Genomic DNA, 17552 nt, shown 5'->3' with positions numbered 1-17552 from the left:
CTCGCCTTCGTGATGATGGGCGGCATGAACAACCCCATCCAGACCACCAAAGTGGTCTCGCTCGAGCAGATTCGCAAAGAGAACTTCGACAACATGCGCAAGGTCCAAACAGAGCTTGCGGCGAAGGCCTCTGACGAACAGCATAAGAAGGTCGAGCCTTGGGAAGTCAAGGTCGAAGACGTTCAGACCGAGATGAACAAGCGCGACGAGGCGCTCCTCAACGACGTCAAGGCGATGATTGCCAGAGAGACCGGAAAGGCCTCCAGCGCGATCGCCGACGACGACGTCAAGAAGGACAAGCGGTACTTCTCAAAGGCCTTTGGCATGCAGGAAACCGAGGCGATCTCCCTGCTTCGCGCGGCCCTGCAGCCTCTTCCCGACAACGCTCAGCAGCCGGTCAAACTTGACGGCTACACCAAGATCGACTTCACCGACAAGAATAACCCGGTACTCGGTTACGCGATGCGCAAGCCGGCTGATCCAACCCAGCCCGCAACTGAGCCGGAGTTCATCTCCGTCGGCGAGTTCTTCGGCAATCCGGAGAATCAGCTCAAGACGTTCAACATCCACTACAAGACCACTCCAGTGTCTCAGCCCAACCAGCCGGCCCAGCCCGCCAGGGAGGACGAGATTTGGATTGGCCCGATCAGCCAGAAGGACTACGACGAGCAGATGAAGCGCGTCAAGTCTGTCGGAGGCGTAGAGGTCAAAGAGCTTGGCAGCGAGCCCGTCACGCTCTATGCCAACGCCAATGGCGACGTGGCGGCGATCGTCTCCGGAAACGTCTCGGCGCCGGAGCGAAAGCTCATGGCTCAGGGCCTGCCCAGCTTCTACAAGAGGCCGGTCTCGGAAGTGAAGGAGATGGCCGCGAAGCAGGCCACCGACATAAACGCCCCCATGCCCCCGCAAGCCTCGGTGAGCTTGGGCATCGAGCAGCACGTGCCCGTCGGCTGGTGGCTGTTCGTCATCGCGATCATCTTCGGCATCTTCATGGCGTTCGCCATCGAGCGATTGACCGACTACTACGTGTCACTGCACGGCAGACCGGTGAAAGAAGTCGCCGGCGTGTCGTCAGCCGGTCCAGCGCCGATGATCATCCAGGGATTCGCCCTTGCGGCCGAATCCAGCGTGTTCAGCGTGTTTGCGATCGTCATCGCGCTGCTGGTGCCCCTTTATATCTTCAGTCCCGCGGTCTTTGGAAGCCCGATTCTGAGCTTCTACGGCATCGCGCTGGTCGGTCTTGGACTCTTGACCACAACCGGCTACATCCTGGCGATGGACACCTTCGGACCGATCTCGGACAACGCCCAGGGCGTGTTCGAGATGTCGGGAGCCGGCCACGACAACCCTGTTGGCGCGAAAGCCGTTCAGCGGCTCGATGCGGCCGGCAACACAACGAAGGCTCTTACGAAAGGCTTTGCGATCGCCACAGCGGTCGTCGCGGCCGTCGCGCTGTTCCACTCGTACATCGAATCGGCTCAGCTCACCACGACCGGACTAAGGCTGGAAGTCCCAGAGATCTTCCTCGGCCTCCTCATCGGTGGCGCGGCCCCGTTCCTGTTCAGCGCCTTTGCCATTAACGCTGTCGGACGCGCTTCGTTCGACCTGATCAATGAGGTTCGACGTCAGTTCAAGGCCGACCCCGGAATCATGAAGGGCACGAGTAAGCCGGACTACGGCAAGTGTGTGGCCATCGTGACCGAAGCGGCCCAGAAGGAGCTTCTCGGCCCGGGAATCCTGGCCATCGCGCTGCCACTTGCGGTCGCCTTCGGATTCTCGATCGGCAAAGAGCCTGTGATGATCAACGGCGTCGCCTACAATCTGGCGGGCGCCCAGGCCCTGGGCGGATTCCTCGCCGGCGCGATCCTCAGCGGCCAGCTCATGGCCGTGCTGCTCGCGAACTCGGGCGGCATTTGGGACAACGCCAAGAAGCTGATCGAGGACGGCATGTACGGCGGTAAGGGCTCGGAAGCCCACAAAGCCGGTGTCGTCTGCGACACCGTCGGCGATCCGTTCAAGGACACCGCCGGTCCCGCGCTGAACCCGCTGATCAAGGTCATGAACCTGGTCTCGCTGCTGCTTGCTCCGAAGCTGATCCAGCCGATGAGCAACACGGTGCTGACCATCGCTCTTGTGATCTGCTTGGCCGCGCTCTCGTTCTCGATCTGGTGGTCGAAGCGATCGTCGATGAGCACCGCGCTCAGCTCGGTTGCTGGAACGGACGCCGCCCCCTCTGCCATCGAGGCTCCAAAGCCTAGGAAGAGGCTGACGGTCGAAGAAGAGCCTGAGACCGAAAACGAAGCATAGACTGAGTCAGGCAAGTCCAGAAGAGCCCAGGCGTCTCGCCTGGGCTCTTCTGCTATAAGGCCACCTCGCACAATGTGTCCCCACCTCGCCCCGACGGGGGGAGGACGGTGAGCGGAGCGGAGAGTGTGGAAGGGTGGACGGGTGGAAGGGCGGAGGGCGAGACTCCGACCGAGCCGGCAACCTCCACCTCGCCCCGACGGGGGGAGGACGGTGAGCGGAGCGGAGAGTGTGGAGAGTGTGGAAGTGTGGAAGGGTGGAGGGGTGGAAGGGTGGAGGGCGAGACTCCGACCGAGCCGGCAACCTCCACCTCGCCCCGACGGGGAGAGGACGGTTAGCGGAGCGGAAAGTGTGGAGAGTGTGGAAGGGTGGAGGGGTGGAAGGGTGGAGGGCGAGACTCCGACAGAGCCGGCAACCTCCACCTCGCCCGGGCGGGGAGAGGACGGTGAGCGGAGCGAACCGGGTGAGGGGGTTGCACATGCCGTTGTAGCCCAGGCGTCTCGCCTTGGTTACTCAAGGTGAGCCGGCCGCAATGTCGAAGTCCTGAACGTGTGCTGTGACGAATGAGCTGGCCCACCTGACATCGCAGAGTCGTATAATGCCGGTATGAGGCAGCGAACCCGCTTCCGCAGTCTCGCCCTTGCTTCCCTTGCCCTCCTCGTGGCGACCATCGGCATTGCCAAGGCCGCTCAAGAGTACGGCTACGCTCCATCGAAGTTCATCGTGGCAGGAAGCAAAGCCTATGGCTTCTTTGGTTCTGTGAAGTTCGTCTGCGCGCCGACTGTGGTTCAAGCGCAGTGGTCGAGTGATGGCAACTATCTGCTCTTGGAACGTCACGAATCACGCACCACGAAAAACGAGATGCTGCGGGGTATCGCCGAGGGCCATCCCAACCCGCCTTCGCCTTCCATAGGCGCCCTGCTCTTCTGGAATCGGAGCCTGGATCGGATGACGGAAGTGCTCCGGTTTGATCCGCGGCCGACGCGTGTCTTCTTACTCAGGTGGGTTCCAGGCACTACAGTGGCGCTGGTTTCCATCGTAGAGACGGTGCAAGTTCCCGGTACGAGGACATTTCGCCCGAGGCAATCCATCTTGGAGCTCGATGCCAAGACTAGCACGAAGCGGGTGTTGGCTTCTGCGGATGGCGAAGGATCGATGAACTTCTGGGTATCTCCCGCGCAAGCATATGCGCTCTTGATGGGGATGGACGGTACGGGAGCGGACGCCACGGAAGTCTATCGCCTTTACCAGCCAGGCAAACCGCTTGTTCCAATTGTTCCTCCCAAAGACCGAATCGCGATCGGATGGTCCCCAAATGGGGCAAGTCTGGTGCTGGCCCGGGCGGTCAAGGACGCACTAGGCAAGCGAACCACTGAGTACAGCGTCCTTGAAGTTATGACCGGGGTCATTTCTCCCTATCCAAACCCGGGAGACCTTTTGAACGGCCGGCTGAAACGCGAAGCGTTCGTGGATTTCGATAGAGACCTTGAGCCAGGGCAATTGACCAAGGACCTGTGCTTTAGACCATCGTTTGGCCGCGCAGACCCGGGGCAGCAACGCGAAGCCGTACTGGTACCCGCCAAGCTAGGACCAATTACCAAGGACACCAAAGGCAAGACCCCTGCGCTTCTGGTGACGAGGGAAGCCGAATACGCCGCCATCAGCCCCAACCAAGACGCCGTGGTCTACATCACTCGCGGCATGGCCATGATGCGCGAGCTGATCGACATTGACGGCGCGGAGTACGAGAAGGTGGAACGTGCCGACGCCATGGACCGCGCCAAGCAGGTAGCGCTCGGCATGATCATGTACGCCACCGACTATGACGACCGAGCCGTCCCCAACGACGAGAACTGGCAGGATTGCATTGACCCCTACCTGAAGAACCGCAGCGTCTATGAGGGCTTCAACTACACCTTTGGCGGCGGACTGCTGACCGACGTCCAAGACCCTGCAAAGACCGAGCTGGGCTACGTTGCCGTCACCGGTGGCCGGGTGGTGGCGTTCGTGGACGGGCACGTCGAGTTTCAACCCAATAAGGGCGAAGCGGAGGCTGCTCTTCTGCGACGTTGGGCAAGCCGAAGGTGACCCATCTTCCCAAGGTCTATGGACGAAAGGCCACCCTTTGACGGCAATCCTCCTGAGCGCCACGGCTGGCCTGCAAAGAAAGCGCGTTTATCGAGCCGTGGCGGGCTCAAGCGGCCTTGATGGCAACGTTCCCGATTCCCGTTGGGCATCCAGATAGGCCAGCACAGCCTCCATGGCAGGATCACGGTTGTCCTTGAACAGCGCGAACGTTGGCGGCGCATACAGCTCCGGAGCGATCCAGATTCGGTAGTCCATCGGCCAGCCGCGGCCCCAGTACAGATCGCTGATGCTCACAGCCATCCTCGAGTAAGGCAGAGTCAACATCACCGTTTCGCCGATGAAGTTGGGTTTGGAGCCCGTCGGTTCGCCAACGAAGATCGCGTCTGTGCGCATGTCGAGATCTGTCGCGAAGTTCTGGCACGCTGAGAAGGTCTCACGGCCAGTGATCACAAAGAGGTGCCCCGGCTTGTTGATTTTGGCCATTCGGAGAATCGATGCTTCCAGTGGAATGTTCAGAAAGGTGTTGCCGCCACCGTTCCAGCGGATGTCGATGACCAAGGTCTCGACCTCATGCTCAGCCACGAAAGCCTCCAACCGCCTGCCGAACTGCTGGGTCGTTTCTCCAGAACTGTTTCGCACGGCGTTGTATTGAAAGAACACCAGTTTTCTCTCAGGCAGATACTCGAACCAAAACGGTTTCGAGCGGTTCTTCATCGTGAGCGGCTCGGGGTTCGAGGATTCGGAGCGAGCCATCGTCCACTCCTTCATGGATGGCATGGGTTCGGCCTTTACAACGGCCGTCTTGCGGCTGCCATCTTTCAGCTCAAGCCCATATTCCACTTGATCGGCGGAAGGCGTAACCCCAATTCCGTGTAGAAATCCCGGATACGAGAGAAGACGCGGGAGCATCGATCGGACGCCCATGGCATTATCACGGCTGATGTAGGGTTCGGACCGCTCAACGACGGTCTTCCAGTCCTTTCCTGCAACGGTGACGAGCTTGGCACCGGCAAACTCTGCGAGACCCTTCCCCGCTGCCGTCACCACCATGCCGTCCTCAAACCAGTAGAACTGCAACGGGGTCATCGAAAGCTGGTCGTGGGGAGGCCGTGCGTTCGTATGCCCGTCGCCGCACATCGCGGCAAGCTTCATAAACGAGGCCAGAATCTGGTCGCGGTTCAGCTTTGGGATGTCGGCGTGCAGCCGTTTGACGTAAGCCTCAAACTCGGCAGACAAGTGAAGCCGATAGGGAGAGTAGTGTTTCCGCCGAAGTTCGCGATCGAGAAGCCATAGATCGTATCGAAACGCCTCGTCACGCGACATTTTCGAAACGTCCTTTGCTGCGGCCCACGCGATGAAGCTCGGCTCCTTTCGCAGCGAGGCAAGGTCGGTGTCGGAGGATAGGTGAGAAAGGTCTCTCCAACCCAATCGCATTGCCTTATCCAGCCACTTGAGCGCCTCGCCCTTCTTGCCCCATAGCGCGTAGCAGCAACAGATGTCATAGGCCGACGACCAGGCATACCCTTGCCCCAAGTCAATCGCTTGCCTGTATGCGGCAATGGAACGCTCCCATTGCTTGAGGTCGTAGCGGTTCCGGCCCAACAGCACCCACGCTTCGCCATTCACAGGATTGATGGCGACCGCCGTTTCCAAGAGTTTTTCCGCTTCCTGGAACTGCTTGCCTGAAGAGAGCGATCGCGCTTCGCGCAGTAGTCTCAGATACCCTGCTGGCGCGTCCGGATCAACGGACGGTGCGAGCCTGGGTGATATTGCCAACGTTTGGCAAACGCACAGGGGTGCGGCGATGGCCGCGATACGACGCCAATTCATGCTTTCTCCAGGCCAACACGGGCCGCTGAGAGGATATACGCAGACCTCTGAGCGTCACTGGCCAAAGGTCCTGCTGTCAGCCATCCTCCCGATGAGGCGCTCAACCGCTCCGCCCGCGACCCCAAAACCCACCGCTACGACGAAACCCCGCGAGGCTGGAACAGCTTTCTCGAAGCGGCGGCGGGCTGGTACAAACGCGAATTCGGCGTCGATGTGGACGCTAAGACCGAGATCTTGCAGCTCATCGGAAGCAAGGAGGGTCTAGCGCATCTGGCATGGACCTACATCGAGCCCGGCGACCTGAGCATCGTCCCCAACCCCGGCTACACCGTCTACAAGGTGAACACGCTCATGGCAGGCGGCGAGGTCCACGAGACCCCGCTCCGCGCCGAGAACGGCTTCCTGCCGGTGCTCGAGGACATCCCGACGGACGTGGCGCGAAAGGCGAAGCTCTTCTACGTCTGCTACCCGCACAACCCCACCGGCGCCACCGCCCCGCTGAGCTTTTATGAGGACTGCGTGCGCTTCTGCCGCGAGCACGACATCCTGCTGGTCAACGACATGGCCTATGCCGCGGTGACCTACGACGGCTACCGCTGCCCGACGGTGCTGCAAGTGCCCGGCGCGAAAGACGTGTCCATCGAGTTCCATTCGCTGAGCAAGACCTTCAACATGACCGGCTGGCGCCTCGGCTTCGCGCTCGGCAATAAGGACGCCATCGCGAACCTTTCCGCGCTGAAATCGAACCTGGACAGCAAGGCGTTTCCGGCGATCGCCGAAGCGGGCGCCTACGGTCTGAACAACTTGAAGATCGACGAGACGCTGCGCATCTTCGAGCGCCGACGCGACCTGCTTTGCGACGGCCTGAACGCGCTGGGCTGGAAGGTCACGAAGCCCAAGGCGACGTTCTACGTCTGGGCGCGGATTCCCCGCGATGACATGACTTCGGCCGAGTTCGCCGCCGAGCTCCTCAAGCGAGCGCACATCGTGGCGATCCCAGGCACGGGCTACGGCAGCGAAGGCGAGGGCTACATCCGCATGTCGCTAACGCTCCTCGGCGACAAAGACGGCGAGCGCTTCGCCGAAGCGGTGCGGCGGATCAAGGAGTCGGGTCTGGTGCCTGTGGGGGTGTAGACCAGAATCTGCTGTAGAATAGTCTTGTGACTTGGCGCGAGCTCGAAGACCGCCTTGTGAAGGATGGCTGGAAGCTTGACCGTCAGTCGGGCAGCCATCGAATCTTCGTCCACGGCAAGAAGCACGGCATTATCGTCCTTTCGGGCCACCAAGGCAGCGAGCAAGTTGGGAAGGGAATGCTGAGCAAGCTCCTCAAACAGGCAGGACTAAAGTGAAGGAAAAGTATGTTGTTATAATCGAACCGGACGATTCAGGCTGGATGGCTTCCGTACCCGACCTTCCGGGCTGTTTCAGCGATGCGCCTACAGTTGAGGAGGCCGAAGTGCGAATCCGGGAGGCGATTACGCTTTGGATAGAGACAGCAGTCGCCAATGGTTGGCAAGTGCCGCCACCTCGCGCCCAAGCTCTGAGGATCGCAGTATAACTCTCAATAGTGCGCTAAACTCCGCGTCATTGGGCCAACCGAGCATTGTCCAAGCAGAGCCGCCAAGAAGCCATGGGTGCCGACGCTGAGTCGAAACAGAGCGTGAGATCGATAGTCGTTATGGGGCGCCCATTGGAGTATTGCGGCCTTTCCGACGAGGAGGCGGACGAAGTTGCAGCAGCGCTGGTTCGCGCGGCAAAACGGGCTGCAGAGGACACACGAAAGACTGGTACCAAACTCGCCGTCTGGCAAGATGGCAAGGTGGTTCTCCTAACGCCGGACGAGTTTGAGGAGAAGGTCTCTGTGGTGCAGGAGGATTCGAAGGCAGGCTACGTGAAAGAAGAGGTGTAGGATGATGCCTCCAAGCGAGACGGCAATACGAACGGCAGGAGACGAGGGCAGCGTGAGGCCCGCTTCGCGCTTTGTTATCGCAATCTCAGTGGCGCAAGTTCTCGCCCTGACTGTGGCTGCGCTGGCTGGGGCGACGAGCGCCATCATGTTGCTGTTCGCTCTCGTCTTCACTCAACAAGCAGCCTTGCGTGAACCTCCGTTGAAAGTCTTCCGCCGACACTTCGGCGACAGGGCATTCCAAATCGTCTGTGTGATGATCACTATCGGTATGTCGATCAGCGCGTTCCGAGAAGCTCTTGACCTCTGGGAACACAAACAAGCGGTCGACCGGTCGGCAACTGTATTCGTGGTGCTCTATTGCTTCTTGGGTGTAGCAGTACTTTTTCCCAACTACTTCCTGCTGCGGGGCATGAAACCTCTCGATCCGCTGGAACTTCCTTGCGCTGATATCCCAAAGTCAACAGGTCAATCCCGCTAGGCATTTGCCCCATGCGCACAGGCCCCCAAAAGTCAATCAGCGACGCTCCTCTCCCGCCCAGCAGTCGGTCACACCTCTGCACTAATTCGGACGATCCGGCTCGGTCCATTGTCATCTGCATTCAAGATGCCATCGAGCGCCGTCTCTTGGCCGGGGCCTTCGAGGCGCTGAAATGGGTCGTTTCAGCCCATGCGAGCTTGTGGGCCTCTTCCCAAGATGCGAGAGGGCTGCAAGACCCAACGATCACCCTCCTCGACAGGGCCGACCTCGTTTCTGAGGCGCGGGAGCAATATTCGCGGTCCGACATCGTGGTTCTGTGCGACGGCACGGAGGAGGCGGTCGCGATGGCATGGGAATCTGTCCCGGATGGGCTCATCACCCGGCCCATAGATCCCTTGGACCCACTCGGGTTGCGGGACCTTGGTGATGCGCCGTGAGCAGGCTCTCCCGCCGCCCATGACGGAGTGCCGACGTGTCAACATAATCCAGCGATGACCTACCCTGAAGCCGTGGCTTACGTCCTCTCACTGCAGGCCAAAGGCTGGCGCATGGGGTTGGACCGGATTGAGGAGCTGGTACGAAGAGCGGGATTGGGGGAGGCCATAGGTCCGAGGTCCGAGGTCCGAGGTCCGAGGAGTGCTCCGGAAAGCTCAGGGCAGGGTCCAGTGGCCGACAGGGGCGAGAGCGGACCAGCCTTCCTCGAACACGATTCACGGGGCCCTCAGACCTCAGACCTCGGACCTCAGACTTCATTTCCCCGCTTCTTCCACGTCGCCGGCACCAACGGCAAGGGCTCGGTCACGCAGTACATCCAGAGCATCCTCCACGAAGCCGGGTACCGCGTCGGAGGCTACTACAGCCCCTACGTCTATGAACCCCGCGAGCGCATCCAGTTCGGCCGTGATCTGATCTCGGAAGAAGACTACGCTTCGGCCGTCGAAACCCTCATGCCTATCGCCGAGAGCATGGCCACCCCGGAATATGACGGCGGGGTGTCCAAATTCGAGTTCGAAACGGCGATGGGCTTCCTCTACTGGCAGCGGCAAGCCTGCGACTTCGTCGCGCTCGAGGTCGGCATGGGCGGGCGGCTCGATGCCACGAACGTCGTCACTCCCGCGGCCAGCATCATCGTCAGCATCGGCCTCGACCACACGCAATACCTCGGCACCACCCACGTGGAGGTCGCTCGCGAGAAGGCGGGAATCGTCAAGCAAGGCGTCCCGGTGATTTGCGGCGCGATTCCGGAGCCGGGGCTGGTCGAGATCGAGAAGATCGCGGCCGAAAGGTCGGCCCCGATCTGGTGCTTCGGGCAGGAGATCCGCCCGATGCCCGGCCCCGATGGATCTTGGTCCATCGAGACGTCCGTGGGCAAGCGGGAAGGCTTGACCCCCGGCATGGCGGGCATTTCACAACCGCACAACCTCGCCCTGGCCGTGGCCGCCATCGAGGCCGCAGCCATCGAGGTCAGCGACGAAGCGATGCGTCTCGGCGCGCAGCGCGCCAAGCTGCCTGGCAGGTTCGAAAGGCGCCTGATCAACGGTGTGGAGGTGGTCCTGGACGGCGCGCACAACACCGAAGCGGCCAAAGTGCTCGTGCGCAACATGCAGCGCGCCTTCCCGCAGCAAAGCGCCGTGCTCCTGACCGGGATGGTCGACGGCCACGACCCACTTCCCTTCTATCGGGCGCTCCAACCCGTGGTGGAGTCGGCCCACGTCTCTCCGATCGACTTCCACCGCGCCCAGGAACCGGATAAAGTCGCAGCCGCCTTGGACAAAGTAGGGGTCCCGACGACAACGCACCAGACTGTAAAGGAAGCCCTTCATGCCGCGCTCGAGCATGCAAAGGATAACGGTGCTCCCCTCTTAATAGCAGGAAGCTTCTATCTCCTGGGAGAAGTTGGGTCGTTGCTCGCTGAATAACGGGCACTCACTTATAGAGTGCGTCGAGAACCACGTCCCGGATTCCCGGCTTTTGCTTGAGGATTCTCGCAACCCGCTCTGCCTCGATCTTCAGATCGCTGTACGGGGCGCCACCATAGGCCTTGAGCACTCCCCGAACGTAAACCACACCATGACTGGACCGAATATCGCATTGGGTCACGTCAATATGGTGCCGAACGAACTGCTTTCGGGCTATCCTGGTTGCTTCAAGATCGTGTGGATCGGCCAAGGTTGGCTCCCTTCGAATCGTAGGCTGAACTCATGTTAGCTCATTGCAGGGGTGGCATTCTCAACTTCTGCTCCAATGAACCACGACCGACAGCTTCCTGGCAAGCCGCAAGGGTCAATGCTGGTGCTTGTGGTGCTCCGCCGTCGCGTAATGGTGCTCCAGTTCATCCGGCCCGAAGTCGCCATTGAAATCGCGCCAAACCGAGTGGATGTGGTTCGCGCTGTTTTGCGTGTCGTCGCACTCGATGAGGAACGTAGACCCCTGGACTCGGTAGTACCAGCCTTGGCCCTTGACGGTGCTCCCTAGCCAGGCAAACTTGACTTTGCCCCAGCCCGCCTTGTCTATAGCAGCCAATCGACGCTTGGATCCCTCTTCGATCTGCACTTCGGCATAGGTCGAGACCAATGCCTTGAGTTTGGCGCGCTGATCAGGCGTCATGTCGGCATAGGCGAGACCCAGGTCCTCCTGGATTGCTGCCTTACGGGTGTTGGAAGTGGCAATTTCGGCGGGCGCCTTGGCGGCGAGGACTGCGAGCTTCTTCTGGGGCTCCGAGAGCGATCGGAGGAGGTCCCAAGCCAGGTCTTCTTCTGCCGCCAGCGCACGCATGCCCTTGTGCGCTCCAGACTGGACCTCTGCCGGGTTGGCGCCAAAGAACTGCGGCGTCGTGCTAACGACCTTGCCGTCCTTGTAGGCGAAGTGAAGGGACATGTGGTGTCCTTCATAGCGCCAAGCCCACACACCCCTCTCGGAAGGTGTTCCGAAAATCGCGAAGAGGTAGTACGCGGGGTCGCGGTGCGGGCCCTCCAGGGAGCGCAGCACGCCTTCGAGGGTCCTCACGGCTGCTTCCCTCTTCAGCCCGCTGGCGGAAAGAGCGATGCGGAGCAAACCCCGTGCAAACTCCTTTTGGCGGTCGCTCAAGTCCTTCCAGGAGATGCCTTGCCGCTCGCCAGGCGTGTACTGCCAGGTTGTCCTGGCCGCCGAATCATAGGTGAATAGGGCCTTGGCCCTTAAGGGTTCATCGAGGCTCGATAGAAATCGCTTGGCCGCCGTAGACGGGGTGGCGGCGTCTGGCCCGAGGCCCTGCTGAGCGATCAGGAGTGCGGCGCTAAGGAGCGCGGCCTTGAGGAGGAGGGTTCCTTGCAGGATCATTCGCCCATCCTACCCGCGGGGCCCAATCCTCTCCGCAATTCCCTCCCCTCATCCCGTCATCCCATCACTCTTCATCGCTTCATCTCTTCATCTCTTCACTTCCCAAAACACCCTTCACCCCTCGACCTCTTCACGCGGCCCAATGGCTACTTGTCAGGGATGTACCTGACGTGCCCGTCGCAATAGGCCACGGCGCGGCCCCCAGGAACGGTGATGTAACCAAGCTCTGTCTCCGCCGGTCTGTCGATCTTGGTCACGTCGCCGCCCTGGAAGGTGTAGTTGAAGCCGCTGAAGAGGCTGTCGTTCTTCAAGTAAGGCGCGACGTCGCCCTGCCAATTTCCGGCGTTGCTGGGGAGCGTGTCGTCGTGGTCGGCCGAGTACATGATGAGTCCAAGCGCCACTTGCTTGGCTTGGCTCATCGCCTGCGCGCGCTCGGCAGCGGCCTTAGCCTGAAGGTACATTTCCTTCGGCACTTCCAAGATCGGTCGGAACAGCGCCACGCCGCGCGTGATATAGAGCACCCCGTCCTTGGTCGGGCAGAGCTCGGCATACTCGGCCTCTGCGGTGATCAGTGCGCCTGGAGCCGGCTTGGCAGCTGACTTGGCGTTCTTGTCCGCTGGCGTAGGAGGGTCACCTTCCTCCAATGGACTGCGATCGTCCTTGCCAAGGAGGAAGACCGGTCGCAAGGCTCGCTGTGCTCCCATCCTCGGCCAGAACACGGGAACAATCTTCAAATCATCCACAGCGTAGTTTCTCGGAAGTTGGATGTCGTTTCCTGGTGCCGCCTGTATTTCCCGCGTTTGCCCGGTACGCAAATCGACGACGTAGTGTTTGGGGGCAATGCGCTCACTATCACTCGATTGCCGAGGCTGCATCTGCGCATACCGGACCCCAAATCCGTCATCCGACCATCCGTAATAAAAAGCGTTGGGTGGCAACTCGATCGGCGTTGGAAGGGGCAACCCGGGCCGGTAGGGTTGTAGGCTCATTTGGTTTTGAGGCTTCCCGGCGATAGTCTGTATCTTGTGCCTCACGATAACAGCCATTCCAGCCCTTGGCGAGACTGAAAGATCCAAACCTGGATCGGGTCCGGTCTCGGTTGCCAAGACCCGAGATGTACCAACTCGGGCATCCAATTCGATAACAGCCATCACAGAAGTGACGGGTTCTGGGCTACCGGACGGCATGACCTGTGTCTCCGAGATCCAGGCAAGGGCAACGCTGGTGCCCTGAACCCATGAAGCGCTTCGAACCTCCACGGGACCTGTACGACGGAACAGGTCCACGCTCTTCCCTGTCTTCCGATTCCAGGCCGTCAGGGTCGTTTCCATCGGAGGCGGACCTTTGACGCCGCCGGAAGCAGCCTCCAAGAGCATACGCTTGATCTGATCAGGGCCGGCCGAGAGTTCTTGTCGCTCAAGCAACACATAGGTCCCATCGGGAGACCATGAGGCCGAAGATACGCCTGCGCCGCAGACCTTGACGGGCAGAATCATCCCATACGCCTTTTCGCCCACGAGGATGAAGTCCTTGGCAGGGTCTCCGCCAAGACTCTGGAAAGGCGCCAACGCAAGCGCCACTATGCTCAGCCAGTTCAAGACATTCCCCCTGACGCGCCGCAGCGCGTCCTAAACTGATAGACCCTGAAACGATGCCATTCATTCGGTCCAATTCACTTCTGTGGCTCAAAAGTGAACCGCAGCCTCAATCCACCACTTCAACGCCGACCGCCGGAATCAACCCCGCCTTACCGCCCTCTTCCAACAGCAGCTTGATCGCGCGCACGCCTTCGTCACCCATATCTCGGGTACGGTCGTTCACGTACATTCCCACAAACGTGTCGCTCGTTTGGGTGTCCATCCCTCTGGCGAATTGGAGCGCATAGTCCAGGGCCTGGCTCCTTCCCTTCAAGCCGGCATCGATGCTCTCGCGCATGCAGCGGCTGACTTCGACAACCGCGTCCTTGCCAAGGTCCTTTCGGACCACGTTGACTCCCAGTGGCAGCGGCAAACCCGTCTTTGCGTTCCACCACTTGCCCATGTCGGCGACGAGGTGTAAACCCTCCTTGGCGTAGGTGAGCTGGCCCTCGTGGATGATCAATCCCGCTTTGAAATCGCCCCGCTGAATGCTCGGGATGATCTCGTCGAACGGCACGACCGCGTACCTCAGCCCGCCCGTGCAGACCCCTTCCAGATCCTCCTTGGGCATCTCAATGGACTTGCAGGTCGGCGCACCGATCTCGAAGTGGTCCCGGTAGAAGAGGTTAAGCTCCAGAAATGCGCTGGTCAGAGTTCCGGGAACAGCGATCACAAGGTCTTTGAGGTCTGCAGGGGCCAGCGGCTCGCTGGAAACCACCATCGGCCCATATTGCTCGCCGAACGACCCGCCATGCCTCAAGAGCGCGTATTTGTCGGCCACATAAGCGAACGCATGGACGCTCACCGCGCTCGATTCGAGCCTGCCCTCCATCGCCCACTCGTTCAGGGTCTGGATGTCCCTCAAAATGTGCTCGAACTGATACTCAGACTGCACCTGGCCATTTGCCAGGCCCCAGAACATGAAGGCGTCGTCAGAGTCGGGCGAATGCCCCAAACGGATCGTCATAAGGGATAAAGGGTACCTGGAGGGTTGTGGATCGTGGGTTCGCCGACGCCGTCTCCCTTGGTTAGGTTCCTTCATAATGAAGCGAGGAACGAGTTCGATGGTCTCTATGCGCAATGTGTTCGTCTTGGGTGGCTTGGTGGCCCTGCCCGTGCTCTTGGTGGGTTGCGGAGGCAGCGCTCCAAGCTCGTTCGAGGTTCTCCACGGCCGCATCGCCTTTGCCTCCGATCGGAGCGGGAACATGGAGATCTACCACATGACCACCTATGGGCTGGACGTGCTGAAGGTTACCAGCGACCCCGGAATCGACACGGAGCCGCGATGGTCCAAAGACGGCAAGAAGCTGGCATTCGCGAGCAACCGGACCGGCGATTGGGAGATCTTTCTCGTTAACAAGGACGGCACGGGCCTAATGAACCTGACCAACGACCCTGCCTCCGACGACAGGTGCCCGGCTTGGTCGGACGACGGGCTCAAAATCGCCTACCAGCGCACCGCGGCCGGCAACTCCGATATCTACACGGTCACGGTCGCCGATCTCGCCAAGTCGGCGCTGACCTCCGGCGCTGCACAGGACACCGAGCCGAATTGGTCACGGTTTTCGCACAAGATCACGTTCGCTAGCGATCGTTCGGGCGGAAAGCAGGTCTTCCTGATGAACGATGACGGGTCGAATATCCACCAACTCGTCGGCACCGGCTCTGCCTGCGACTATCCGGTGTTTGCGCCCAACGAGTCGCTGATCGCATTCATCATGGGCAAGCAACTTTGGACCGTCAAACCGGACGGCACCGGCCTCACCCAGATCACCGATCTGCCTGGAGACAACACTTATCCCATTTGGGACCCGACAAGCCGCTACCTGCTCTACGACACGGACCGGGACGGCAACTGGAACATCTACATCGTCGGTCTCACGGGGAGCTACTTGGTGCCTGTGAGCATCGACCCTTCAAACGACATCCGCGGCGACTGGACCCTGTAGGCTTGGCTTGCCATGGGCAGAAAGGAGCCATCGGAGAGAAAACCCTCCCTCAGCCCCACCAAGCTCACGACCTACCTGACGTGCCCGCTCAAGTATCGCTGGACCTATCTTGACCCGCGAGGCAGGCCCTTCCTGCGGGCAAAGCACTACTACAGCTTTGGGACGACCCTACACAAGGTCCTCGAGAGATTTCACGACTCTGGCGACCAGGGCGTTCAGAGCGTTTCGGATGCGGTGGTGGCGGTGGAGCGGGAGTGGGTCAGCGCGGGCTTCGCGACCAAGGAGCAAGAAGCTCAGGCGCTCGCCGCCGGCAAGGAGATCGTCGAGAAGCACGTCGCGGAAGCGCTGAGCACCCCATCCGAGGCCAAGACCCTGCATTTGGAGTGGATGGTCCGCGCCGATCTGGGCCCGTTCGTGTTGATTGGGCGTATCGACCGGGTCGACGAGCTTTCAGACGGGACGCTGGAGATCATCGACTACAAGTCCGGGAGAACGGAGGTGACAGAGGCCGAGGTGGCCGAGGACCTAGCGCTCGGGTGCTATCAGCTTCTGGTACGTTCGAGGTACCCGGATCGCGCCGTCGTGGCCAGCATCCTTGCGCTCCGGACCGCTCAAAAGGCCACCGCCGCCCTGTCTCCTGAGGAGCTTGACGGCTTCCGCGAGGACCTGATTGGTCTGGGCGCCTCACTGCTCTCGACTGACTGGACAGAGGTCTTCCCTACCTTGAAGCCCGCCTGCACCGGGTGCGACTTCATCAGGCTCTGCATGGAGCACCCCCCATTTGCCGAGGAATGGAAGGAGGCGTCGGCCGCAGATTGAAACCTCAGAGGCCCTCGATGAGCTCTTTGGCAACCCGGCAGGGGTCAGAAGAAGGGGTCGCGATCAAGTTTAGCTTTGGCGACCCCGATAGGGATCAACACCAATCCATCTGCGGGGCGCATTGTTTGAAGGGCTCAACGTGAGGGCGGCTGGGACTCACGCGCCGACACATCGGCTGGCTCAGAGCGGCCACAAATCGCCGCAGTCCATACACCGCGCCGTTGGTCTGCAGCAATGGCAAGGTGCCCTAATGCCTCAATGCCCCAATGCCTGCTCCCTAGTTGTTCTTCGCGCCGTCGGCGACCCAATCGCGGATCGTCTTGAGGTCGGCATCGGAGAGTTTCGGACGGCCCTGAGGCATTCTTCCCGACTCGACGGCTTTCACTAAGCGGCTGCCGTCAGGGTTTCCTGGACTCACCGACCGGAGCGTCCCATCGAAACTCGAGAGATCCACGCCGCCGGAGCGCATCCCCGCGCCGTGGCAGGGCATGCAGCTCTTATCCATGATCGGCTTGACCTTGGCGTAAGTTGCATCCGAGGCCTTTGGCGGCTCAGCCTTCTTGGCGCCTTCCGGCGCAGCGAACGCAAACGCTCCCGCCGCAGGAGCCTCGGCGCCTATCTTCAGTTCGCTCGCCATAACCAAGAGGTCTTTCTCTTTGTTCTTGGCCATGAATCCGCGCACCAGCCCGAGCTTCGAATCGACAAAGATCGTCGCCTCGCCGCCCGCCCCGAACGTCGCCGCAACCACGTCCACCTCGTTGTCCTTGATTTTGCGGTGGCCCGCAGCCTGGGCGCGAACGTCTTTGAACGGTTCCTTGGAGAAGAACGCCGCCCAGCCCCAAAACTCCAGCGCACCGGAAGCCGCGCGAACCGCGGAATCGCTTAGCGGAACGACCGTGAATTCGTTGGTGGCCTTCTTGTAGTCATAAAGGTCCTTTCCGTCCGACAGCACGAAGCCTTCGGGACTCTCGATCTTGAAGAGATTGGGTTTGGCGTAGGCGAGTTTGTAGGCCCTGTTGGCCCCGCCCGAGGGGGTTACAGTGAACGTCGCATTGAACGTCGCGGCGTCCTGAAGGGCCTTGGCGCTAGCCGCCAGGTTTTGGGGAACCGAAGCCTGCCAGATGGCGCCCGCCCCGATGAGCGCCAAAGTGGTCGTCAAGTAGGTCCTAAGCATGACTGCTCATTGTACGCGCAATCTCTTCCAGGATTACACTGATCTG

At 60.6% G+C, this 17552-nt stretch carries 16 protein-coding genes; 10 read left to right on the top strand and 6 right to left on the bottom strand.

All coding sequences use genetic code 11. From position 1 onward, the window contains the following. Window positions 1–12: 12 nt before the first annotated feature. On the top strand, window positions 13–2307 hold the full coding sequence (locus tag HZC36_12955; GenBank protein MBI5707887.1) for a sodium/proton-translocating pyrophosphatase: 2295 nt from the start codon (window positions 13–15) through the stop codon (window positions 2305–2307). Between the two features lie 603 nt (window positions 2308–2910). Next, the gene (locus HZC36_12950; GenBank protein ID MBI5707886.1) at window positions 2911–4392 is read left to right on the top strand and encodes a hypothetical protein; all 1482 of its coding nucleotides are present in this window, start codon (window positions 2911–2913) and stop codon (window positions 4390–4392) included. Between the two features lie 87 nt (window positions 4393–4479). Here the strand turns inward: HZC36_12950 and HZC36_12945 are convergent, their stop codons facing one another. Continuing rightward, window positions 4480–6222 carry a tetratricopeptide repeat protein gene (locus HZC36_12945; GenBank protein ID MBI5707885.1) on the bottom strand — a complete coding sequence of 581 codons (1743 nt, stop codon included), beginning with the start codon at window positions 6220–6222 and terminating at the stop codon, window positions 4480–4482. Window positions 6223–6279: 57 nt separating this feature from the next. Between HZC36_12945 and HZC36_12940 the strand changes: the two genes are divergently transcribed. From HZC36_12940 to HZC36_12915, 6 genes are all read left to right on the top strand, one after another. Then, entirely contained in the window at window positions 6280–7356 is a 1077-nt protein-coding gene (locus tag HZC36_12940; GenBank protein ID MBI5707884.1) for an aminotransferase class I/II-fold pyridoxal phosphate-dependent enzyme, read from the top strand. A 26-nt stretch (window positions 7357–7382) separates the two neighbouring features. After that, window positions 7383–7571 (top strand): type II toxin-antitoxin system HicA family toxin, encoded by a 189-nt coding sequence (locus HZC36_12935; GenBank protein MBI5707883.1) that lies wholly within the window; start codon window positions 7383–7385, stop codon window positions 7569–7571. Between the two features lie 44 nt (window positions 7572–7615). Continuing rightward, window positions 7616–7780 carry a type II toxin-antitoxin system HicB family antitoxin gene (locus tag HZC36_12930; protein ID MBI5707882.1) on the top strand — a complete coding sequence of 55 codons (165 nt, stop codon included), beginning with the start codon at window positions 7616–7618 and terminating at the stop codon, window positions 7778–7780. A 120-nt stretch (window positions 7781–7900) separates the two neighbouring features. Further along, a complete protein-coding gene (locus HZC36_12925; protein MBI5707881.1) occupies window positions 7901–8131 on the top strand; it encodes a hypothetical protein in 231 nt (76 codons plus the stop codon). Between the two features lie 52 nt (window positions 8132–8183). Continuing rightward, on the top strand, window positions 8184–8609 hold the full coding sequence (locus HZC36_12920; GenBank protein MBI5707880.1) for a hypothetical protein: 426 nt from the start codon (window positions 8184–8186) through the stop codon (window positions 8607–8609). Between the two features lie 491 nt (window positions 8610–9100). Beyond that, entirely contained in the window at window positions 9101–10528 is a 1428-nt protein-coding gene (locus tag HZC36_12915) for a hypothetical protein (GenBank protein MBI5707879.1), read from the top strand. Window positions 10529–10535: 7 nt separating this feature from the next. Here HZC36_12915 and HZC36_12910 read toward each other — a convergent pair whose 3' ends face one another. The 4 genes from HZC36_12910 to HZC36_12895 all read right to left on the bottom strand — a co-directional run bounded on the left by HZC36_12910 (window position 10536) and on the right by HZC36_12895 (window position 14531). Further along, window positions 10536–10778 (bottom strand): hypothetical protein, encoded by a 243-nt coding sequence (locus HZC36_12910; GenBank protein MBI5707878.1) that lies wholly within the window; start codon window positions 10776–10778, stop codon window positions 10536–10538. A gap of 114 nt (window positions 10779–10892) precedes the next feature. Next, window positions 10893–11927: a DUF3500 domain-containing protein gene (locus HZC36_12905; GenBank protein MBI5707877.1), complete on the bottom strand. Its 1035-nt coding sequence runs from the start codon at window positions 11925–11927 to the stop codon at window positions 10893–10895. 146 nt (window positions 11928–12073) lie between these two features. Further along, window positions 12074–13525, bottom strand: a complete 1452-nt coding sequence (locus HZC36_12900; protein MBI5707876.1) for a hypothetical protein — start codon at window positions 13523–13525, stop codon at window positions 12074–12076. 106 nt (window positions 13526–13631) lie between these two features. After that, complete coding sequence (locus HZC36_12895) at window positions 13632–14531, bottom strand: ABC transporter substrate-binding protein (protein ID MBI5707875.1); 900 nt, start codon at window positions 14529–14531, stop codon at window positions 13632–13634. A 97-nt stretch (window positions 14532–14628) separates the two neighbouring features. On the opposite strand from HZC36_12895, the gene HZC36_12890 reads away from it, so the two are divergent. Together HZC36_12890 and HZC36_12885 are read left to right on the top strand one after the other, a co-directional pair. Further along, on the top strand, window positions 14629–15513 hold the full coding sequence (locus tag HZC36_12890) for a PD40 domain-containing protein (GenBank protein ID MBI5707874.1): 885 nt from the start codon (window positions 14629–14631) through the stop codon (window positions 15511–15513). Between the two features lie 12 nt (window positions 15514–15525). Further along, window positions 15526–16332, top strand: a complete 807-nt coding sequence (locus tag HZC36_12885) for a PD-(D/E)XK nuclease family protein (protein ID MBI5707873.1) — start codon at window positions 15526–15528, stop codon at window positions 16330–16332. Window positions 16333–16609: 277 nt separating this feature from the next. Here the strand turns inward: HZC36_12885 and HZC36_12880 are convergent, their stop codons facing one another. After that, window positions 16610–17506 carry a c-type cytochrome gene (locus HZC36_12880; protein ID MBI5707872.1) on the bottom strand — a complete coding sequence of 299 codons (897 nt, stop codon included), beginning with the start codon at window positions 17504–17506 and terminating at the stop codon, window positions 16610–16612. Window positions 17507–17552: the final 46 nt, after the last annotated feature.

This window comes from Armatimonadota bacterium, assembly GCA_016223145.1.
In the GTDB taxonomy this organism is placed as follows: Bacteria; Armatimonadota; Fimbriimonadia; order Fimbriimonadales; family Fimbriimonadaceae; genus Nitrosymbiomonas.
Note: the sequence above shows the minus strand (reverse complement) of the source record. Positions and strands in the feature narration are given on the sequence as shown.